At 44.4% G+C, this 7,715-nt stretch carries 9 protein-coding genes; 6 read left to right on the plus strand and 3 right to left on the minus strand.

All coding sequences use genetic code 11. The features are described from left to right. Nucleotides 1–137: 137 nt before the first annotated feature. Nucleotides 138–770 (minus strand): DUF421 domain-containing protein, encoded by a 633-nt coding sequence (locus tag FE296_RS05305; RefSeq protein WP_223868779.1) that lies wholly within the window; start codon nt 768–770, stop codon nt 138–140. Between the two features lie 154 nt (nt 771–924). On the opposite strand from FE296_RS05305, the gene rnhA reads away from it, so the two are divergent. The 5 genes from rnhA (at nt 925) to FE296_RS05330 (ending at nt 5,191) form a co-directional block, all read left to right on the plus strand. Beyond that, nucleotides 925–1,578 (plus strand): ribonuclease H, encoded by a 654-nt coding sequence (rnhA, locus tag FE296_RS05310; protein ID WP_105599793.1) that lies wholly within the window; start codon nt 925–927, stop codon nt 1,576–1,578. A 210-nt stretch (nt 1,579–1,788) separates the two neighbouring features. Continuing rightward, nucleotides 1,789–2,658: an alpha/beta fold hydrolase gene (locus FE296_RS05315; RefSeq protein WP_124115925.1), complete on the plus strand. Its 870-nt coding sequence runs from the start codon at nt 1,789–1,791 to the stop codon at nt 2,656–2,658. Between the two features lie 299 nt (nt 2,659–2,957). Further along, entirely contained in the window at nt 2,958–3,947 is a 990-nt protein-coding gene (locus FE296_RS05320; protein ID WP_124115926.1) for a serine/threonine protein kinase, read from the plus strand. Between the two features lie 232 nt (nt 3,948–4,179). Further along, nucleotides 4,180–4,620 (plus strand): Imm48 family immunity protein, encoded by a 441-nt coding sequence (gene imm48, locus FE296_RS05325; RefSeq protein WP_150364423.1) that lies wholly within the window; start codon nt 4,180–4,182, stop codon nt 4,618–4,620. A gap of 22 nt (nt 4,621–4,642) precedes the next feature. Beyond that, entirely contained in the window at nt 4,643–5,191 is a 549-nt protein-coding gene (locus FE296_RS05330; RefSeq protein WP_411860561.1) for an RNA 2'-phosphotransferase, read from the plus strand. 180 nt (nt 5,192–5,371) lie between these two features. Here FE296_RS05330 and FE296_RS05335 read toward each other — a convergent pair whose 3' ends face one another. Both FE296_RS05335 and FE296_RS05340 read right to left on the minus strand, forming a co-directional pair. Continuing rightward, entirely contained in the window at nt 5,372–6,229 is an 858-nt protein-coding gene (locus FE296_RS05335) for an SDR family oxidoreductase (protein ID WP_150364425.1), read from the minus strand. Between the two features lie 110 nt (nt 6,230–6,339). Beyond that, the gene (locus FE296_RS05340) at nt 6,340–6,765 is read right to left on the minus strand and encodes an Rrf2 family transcriptional regulator (protein WP_150364426.1); all 426 of its coding nucleotides are present in this window, start codon (nt 6,763–6,765) and stop codon (nt 6,340–6,342) included. A gap of 423 nt (nt 6,766–7,188) precedes the next feature. Between FE296_RS05340 and FE296_RS05345 the strand changes: the two genes are divergently transcribed. Continuing rightward, entirely contained in the window at nt 7,189–7,665 is a 477-nt protein-coding gene (locus FE296_RS05345) for a DUF6790 family protein (protein ID WP_026080959.1), read from the plus strand. The last annotated feature ends 50 nt before the right edge of the window (nt 7,666–7,715 follow it).

The raw sequence follows: 7,715 nt of genomic DNA on the forward strand, positions 1-7,715 counted from the left end.
TTGGGTACCAAATCCCTGGGTTTTATGTGAGCCTTGGAAGTATCAATCTAAAGTGAAAATAGACCGTGCCTGTTGGAGCGATGTTGTTGGTGCTCGCAGGGCCGGTCTTTTGTTTTTTTAGGTGGGGTAGGGATCAACTATTGAAGCTTAGGGTCAACGGGATGAACATGAGCACCTTTGCTGACTTCTTGGAAAATATCTGTGGAGTTATCGCTAGGCGTTGAAGACTTGCTACTGTTGTTTTGTTGGGGGCGTTCTCCCGTTGCTGGACTACTACCTGTAATCGCATAACTTCGCAGGATCTCCTCCAGATCTCCAATCGTCACGGGACGAGCATGTCGTTTCAGGACATAACCGAGTTGACCATTGGACTCCACGGTTGCCGTCTCCAGATCATCTACACTTGTAATTCCGTTTTGCCGCATATGCATCTCGAGCTGATCTATCGTATAACGCATGCGTTTCAGATTAGGGATAATGACCTTTCCGTTTTCTACCACGATTTTTGAACTGCCACTCACTAACCGTTCAAAAATATTAAATTTCAATTGCAGTTGTTCCACCACAAGCAATGTCGCGATAAATACCGCCGCCGATCCAATTGCTTTACCAAGCTCATGATTCGCAATAGGCTGCACTATCGTTGTTCCGATGGAGATCATGATGACCGTTGTGGCAACACTCATCTGCGAGATCGACTTGCGTCCTGCAATTCGCAGCAGAATCATGCCGATAAGTACAAGTAAAACAGATTTCCATATCCAGTCCATACGTATATTCCTTTCTATTCCAGTATGCGCTTTGCTTCTTAGGCTGTTCTGGAGTTGGAGGAATTATGCAGATGGCTAAATCGATAGCTTTCATTCCCCCCACCGGATCGTTTACAATAGGGTATTGATGAAGTGAACAAAGGAGCGGGTCACAGTGGCAAAACAGAAATACTATGTTGTCTGGGAAGGCAAGAAGCCGGGTGTGTATAACACATGGGCGGATTGCAAAGCGCAGACGGATCATTATACTGGAGCAAAATATAAATCCTATGAGTCCAAAGCAGCCGCAGAAGAAGCGTATCGTGCTGGATGGAAAGGGAACTGGGGTTCAAGTGCAGGCGGAGCGTCGAAGACAAAGTCGGCTGGTAGCGGAAGAAGCGCAGGCATGGAAACGTCGGAGGAAGTGGATTATGACAGCATCTCTGTTGATGTGGGCACACGTGGTAACCCCGGACCTGTAGAATACAAAGGGGTAGACACCCGCACTGGTGAGATTATTTTCTCCGTTGGACCGATCTCCAAAGGCACGAACAATCTGGGCGAATTCCTGGCCATTGTACATGCCCTCGCACATCTGAAAAAAGAAGGCAGCAGCAAAACGGTGTATACGGACTCGGTCAATGCCATGAAATGGCTAAAGCAGAAAAAAGTAGCTACAACGTTACCAAGAGACAACTCCACGGAAGAAATCTGGCTGATGATTGATCGTGCGGAGCAGTGGCTCCAGACGAATACGTACAGCAATAAAGTGCTAAAATGGCAGACCAAGCAGTGGGGCGAAATCAAGGCGGATTACGGCCGAAAATAAGTATATTTTTTTTAGATGAGCCCTTTATTTCTGGTCTATTAGAATCGTTATTTACAATTTCCAGTTTCCGCTCTATAATCATCTGAATATGATTAGTTAAACATATGGAGGAGCCTGTCATCTGCAGGCCCTCTTTATCTTTTTGGTCCATCGATTAGCAAGTCCATTCAATAGAATGGGGTATTTGAGTATATATTGCAGGAGGCAGACATGGGTTCCATTTATAGAAGTGAAGAAGGCAAGAGCAGCATACTTGAAGAGTATGAGATTTATTTGAACGAGTTGGGTGAGGAATTTACTCGGGAGTACGTAGAGACACGTTTTGGAAAGACGCATGTTCTACTAACCGGTCCTTTAGATGGCAAGCCGTTATTTATTCTCCAGGGCGGTAATTGTGTGAACCCGATGACATTGTCATGGTTCTCTTCTTTATTTAAAGAATACCGAATTATTGCTCCGGATACGATTGGTCATCCCGGTTACAGCGAAGAAGCCAGCATCTCAACACGGTTTGATAGTTTGGCATTATGGGTGTCGGATCTGCTTGATCACTATGAGATTGAAAAGAGTGCGTTTATCGGCCCATCGTTCGGAGGGGGCATCATTCTCAGATTGGCTACCTATATTCCGGAACGCATCTCGTGCGCCGTATTGGTTGCTCCCGCAGGTCTTGCGGTCAACTCCAAAATTAAAACAGCTCAGGATATTACGCTGCCGCTCGTCAAGTATCGTATGACGTCTTCACCATCTTCCTTGCAAAAAATTACGGACACCATGTCGTGCAACTGCATGAAAGAAATGGATAAAAACATTATCGGTAAACTTTTTAAATACGTCAGCATAGATCAGGATCTGCCCAAGCTTACGGAGCGGGAAGAACTGGTGAATTATACGTCACCAACCTTGTTATTGGTAGGGGAGAAGGATGTCTTTTTCCCTGCGGATAAGTGTATTGAGCGAGCTCAAAAGATTATTACGAATGTAAAAGCCATCAAATATGATACAGGACATTTTCCTTCACAGGACGTATTGGTTCAGATGAACGAGGAAATAGGACGTTTTTTACAGAATAATTATTAATAAAAGCTGCAAATGAAGGATTAAAAATGTTTTTCTCCAGTTTAATAAAGTAATTACATCCATCTGTCGATACTCTATATAAGAGAATGCTTTTCTTCTATAGAATAGTGTGGATAGGGATTAGCAGTAGATCGTAGAAGGCTTGAACTCATTAATATTTAAATATTTCGCGTTAAGGTGTTTCAAATTGCATCATTTGGTTTATATGTATGGTTGGCGATGAATTGCTGACTGGTTGAACCAAATGATGCATTTACGCGGAAAGTCTTCCGATCGACAAGGTTGAAAAGAGGTCTGTTATGAGAAAAGACAATTGCAAAATGGCATTGCAGCGCAATGTAATTATAAATGATACATATCAGGTAAGACAGGTATTAGCCAGCAGTGAGTTGGCTATTGTATATGCAGGGCGAGATCGTAACACGGGTGCCAAGGTAGCCATTAAGGAATTCTTCCCACAGAGACTGGCTGAACGTCAGGCAGACAAGCGGAGAGTGTTCTGTTCTTCACGAGGATATGGTGGGCAATATCAGGAGTTACTGGCTGCATTTTTGCTCGAAGGTGAACTGTTATCGAAACTGGATCATCCTCATATTGTTTCGTATTTGGATCATTTTGAAGCGAATGATACGGGGTATCTCGTTATGGAATACTGCACGGGAATCACATTGACCGAGTATTTGAATGAACATAACCATGCGCTTGATGCTGCCTTCATAACGGAGACGCTGCTTCCACTGGTTGATACATTGGATTACATACATAAGCAAGGCATTCTTCACAGGGATGTGAAACCTTCCAACATTATGGTTATGGAAGATGGTACACCCAAACTTCTGGACTTTGGCTCAGCTACCCGTTGGCCTATGCAATCCGGAGAGAAACAGGTGATATTTACATCGACAGGTTATTCTCCGCTGGAGTTCTATTCGGAGAAATCCAGTCAGGGACCGATGTCGGACATCTATAGTTTGGCAGCTCTGCTCCATTATTGGACATGCGGGCAACCCCCTATGGACGTGAAGCAGCGGTTGTTCCAGGATGAATTGCCATCTGTTCGCTCACATAATGAGTATGTGAATCCTTGGCTCGCTCGTGTTATTCATTGGGGGTTGACGGTTCGTTCTGAGAAACGCTGTGCTTCCTTAGCTTGGGTCAGAAGCTCGCTGCGAGTTCAAGCCTGGGTATGGAAAGTGCGCAAACCAGGTACAGTGGAATGGTCTTTAGCCGAGAATGAACATACCCAGGTCTATGAAGTGGAGTCGAAAAAGCAACATGAGACGGCTTGAATTATAAAACCTCTTTTGTAGAATGGTATATTAGATAAGCATATTCGTACAATAAATTAAACCAAGCCGACTTGTAAAAGAGGAGATTGGTTTTTTTTATTATTTATTATGTTATACGGAATTGTACCTCTTCCTAAGGATAATTTGAAATGAATACCCCACCTCCGATACAATGTTTTCATAGAGTCTACGAGAATGGATCAAATACGGTGCAGAAATGGAGAAAACCAATATGACTGAATTTATCAACGCTGACGATATTAATGACGTAATTCTGGGTGCGGCAGCAAACGAGCTGGAGCAGATGGTGGACAAAATGTGTGAGCTGATTGGTACGCCATTGGAACAGACGACAGAACTGGAGCGTCAGGTAATGGCTGCTTTTGGTTTTGGCGCGGTGTATGGCATCACCCATCGGGATCAGCTGGCGGAACCGCAGGCCCATGCCTTGAGCATTCGGATGCTGATTAAGCCGTTTAATTACAGTGAACAGCAGGCGGTTGATTTTGCCGATGATCTGATTCGGGTGGCTTCTGATCGTGAGGTTCATCCGGTGATGAATACGATTATCCAACGTGGGATTGATGGACACCGCCAGTTTAATCAGGAAGACGATGAAGGATTACAACGTAACATACAGGAGATTTTAACAGCGGTTCAATCGCAAAATTAGACGGTGTTATTAGATGTGGGAGATGATTGCATTGGATTTGATGAAATTAAGCAAGGAACTCTCATACGCTCTGCGACATGCACCATGGGAGTATGAGCTGGAACTGGACGAAGAGGGTTGGGTGGAAATCTCACAATTGCTGATGGCTTTACATGAAAGTCCGCAGTGGAAGGATGTCACGCAAGCCGATCTGGAGCAGATGATTCAAGCCTCGGAGAAAAAGAGACATGAAATCCGTTCTGGCCGCATTCGGGCATTGTACGGACATTCGACACCTCATAAGATATCGAAAATATCTGCTGAGCCACCGGAAACCCTGTACCATGGGACCCCGGCACGCGCAGTGAATTCTATTGTGGAACATGGCTTACAGCCGCGGCAAAGGCAATATGTACATTTATCCGCAGATATCGATACGGCCAATCAAGTGGGACGAAGACGGGATGATCAGCCTGTCATTTTGAAAATCAATGCTGCTCAAGCGGCCGCAGATGGAATCCTGTTTTATCATGGAAACGAAAATATCTGGCTGGCCGATCACATTCCCGCACGTTATATTCTTGAGCAGTGACCAATGAGTGATGAACTGTTGTGAAAACATATAAATACCTACTCGAATTGCAGCAGTCGCAATCAACGGGTGAGTGTACAGTCATCCGTTCAACGGGGATATCGTTGTATTGATCGTTAGCTACACCAAAAAGGGACACATCCAACATTGGTTGGTGTGTCCCTTTCTCATATCCAAAACTTACTTGCCTAAAATTGCTTGAATACCTTCGCTAAGTGGCTGAGCCGGACGGCCAAGCAATTTCTCTAAAGTATCACTCTCTACAGCCAATGCGCCTCCACGGATGGCACTTTGCATATCAACGAGCATCGATACGACAAAGTCCGGTAGACCTGCGCCTTTCATGATGTCAGCGTAAGCGGCATCGTCCACGTTTTGCACGTTAATTTCTTGTCCAAGCACTTCACCAACAATGGCAGCCAGTTCAGCTTGTGTGCGTAGTTTGCCGGACAATTCATATACGGAGTTTCCATGTCCTTCTCCTGCGAGTACAGCTGCAGCAGCATGGGCATAGTCACTGCGGGTAGCCCAGCCTACTTGGCTGTTGTTGGTGGCATGAACCCAAGGTGCACCTTGTGTAGCTGCTTGCACACTGCCTGCTTCATTTTCCAGGTACCAGTTGTTGCGCAGGAAGGAATACGGAATGCCGGATTCACGAATCGCTTTTTCTGTAGCGCGGTGAACTTCCGCCAGGGAAAGGGTATTTTTCTCTGCATTCACAACGCTTGTATAAGCGATGAAGCCCACGCCTGCTTTCTTGGCAGCGTCCACGGCAGTCTGATGTTGGCGAATTCGCGTTTCATTGTCACCATCGGTGGAGATGAGCAACAGACGGTCTACACCGGCAAAAGCTTTCTCCAATGTCTCCGGTTGATCGAAATCACCGTGACGCACGTCAACGCCTTGAGCGCGGAGTGCTTCCGCTTTCTCCGGATTACGTACACTTACTGCCACATCTTTGGCAGAATCCGTTTTTAACAATGCCTCTACAACCAGTGAACCCAATTGACCTGTTGCGCCAGTGACCAAAATTTTCATCTTCTTTTCCTCCTAGGATATGTGTTTTGTTTGCATATGGTTGTAATCAAAAATGTTATAACAGGTGTGATTACAACGAAAGGGTCAAAAAAAGCTCATAATGAGCTTTTTTATTCAGAGACATGAATCTGATCCATCATCTGCTGTATGGTTACACGATTCAAGCGCTGTTCCATGGCTGTCTGAGCCTCAATGAGTTCGGCACGCAAGGTGTGTTCAATCATGTTGCCGACCGGACATTTCGGATTCGGATGTTTGTGAAAGTTAAACAATTCCCCATCCTCCACGACCTCTAGCGCTCGATATACATCGAGAAGGGTAATTTCGGCCGGATCTTTCAACAAGGAAGCACCGCCCACACCGGGTCTGACGTCAATTAGACCAGCCTGTTTCAGCTTGGACATAATCCGCCGAATAATCACGGGATTGGTATTCACACTCTGCGCGATCACATCTCCGGTGCATTCATTGGGCATAACAGCGATCAGGGACAGGGTATGAACCGCAATGGAAAAGCGACTGCTGATTTGTCTCATGGGATAATCACCACCGTTGTAACTATAATAGTTACAAAGTGATTGGTTGTCAATTCTTTTATATCATATGTTAATTGATAGTTGCTGTTATCCTGTAATCGTAGATGATCAAACAGATGATAATTGAACTATCACCTATATCAAATAAATGAGTTGTGGTTCTTTTGAAGCGTTAAAAAAGAAACAGGTTTCAAACCTTTTAATGTAATAACAGGGCTAAATTCCTATTATTTTCAAGTTAAATGGAACTATATGGTTTTCTTGTTTGCGTACAGTAGAAGAAAAATGACAAAAGCTTCGACAAAATAGAAAATTATGTATGAATTGACAAATGTAAAAGCGATTATATAATGTGTGTATCTACAAGATTGTACATTTAGTTACAAATGATTCCAAATAACAAACGGCGGGAGTGGGACAGGCATGTGGTTTTTGGTTCTATGGTTGTTAGGTCTAATTTCAGGGGGAGTACACCTGTATGTGTTAGGTTTTCCCGGGGAAATGAGCGAGATTAGCAGAGTATTGCTGCTTCATCAGTTTGTGGTTACCTTTGGATTGGTTGGAGTGATTGGTTATGTTGTTAACATTGCCAGAGCGGATCAGACAGCCAAAATGTTAGGATGGCCTGGTGGACCGTTTCAGGTTAAATACGGGTTTTCCCAGGTAGGGCTTGGAGTTATGGGGATTATGGCCATATGGTTCCAGGGGAACTTTTGGGTTGGTGTATTGGTAACGATGTACATATACGGGTTAAGTGGTCTTTGGTCACATACTTATGTCATGATTAAAAATCGCAAGGCAGATGGAGACAGTATCGGGAATCTCATTATGGATGTGGTGTATCAAACGTTTATCACGGTTCTCTCCGTATTGGCTGGCGGAATCTGGGTAATGCACTAAGCTGTAATTGATTTTTTGCCTTACACAGCTTGAATCTCAATTAAACGATG

The sequence above is a fragment of the Paenibacillus sp. UASWS1643 genome, from assembly GCF_008693195.1.
GTDB lineage: Bacteria > Bacillota > Bacilli > Paenibacillales > Paenibacillaceae > Paenibacillus > Paenibacillus amylolyticus_B.

Bases quoted from the DNA above. Each gene is read 5' to 3' on its own strand.
- FE296_RS05305 (WP_223868779.1), bottom strand. From the start codon at position 770: ATGGACTGGATATGGAAATCTGTTTTACTTGTACTTATCGGCATGATT.
- FE296_RS05315 (WP_124115925.1), top strand. From the start codon at position 1,789: ATGGGTTCCATTTATAGAAGTGAAGAAGGCAAGAGCAGCATACTTGAA.
- FE296_RS05320 (WP_124115926.1), top strand. From the start codon at position 2,958: ATGAGAAAAGACAATTGCAAAATGGCATTGCAGCGCAATGTAATTATA.
- imm48 (WP_150364423.1), top strand. From the start codon at position 4,180: ATGACTGAATTTATCAACGCTGACGATATTAATGACGTAATTCTGGGT.
- FE296_RS05330 (WP_411860561.1), top strand. From the start codon at position 4,643: ATGATTGCATTGGATTTGATGAAATTAAGCAAGGAACTCTCATACGCT.
- FE296_RS05335 (WP_150364425.1), bottom strand. From the start codon at position 6,229: ATGAAAATTTTGGTCACTGGCGCAACAGGTCAATTGGGTTCACTGGTT.
- FE296_RS05340 (WP_150364426.1), bottom strand. From the start codon at position 6,765: ATGAGACAAATCAGCAGTCGCTTTTCCATTGCGGTTCATACCCTGTCC.
- FE296_RS05345 (WP_026080959.1), top strand. From the start codon at position 7,189: ATGTGGTTTTTGGTTCTATGGTTGTTAGGTCTAATTTCAGGGGGAGTA.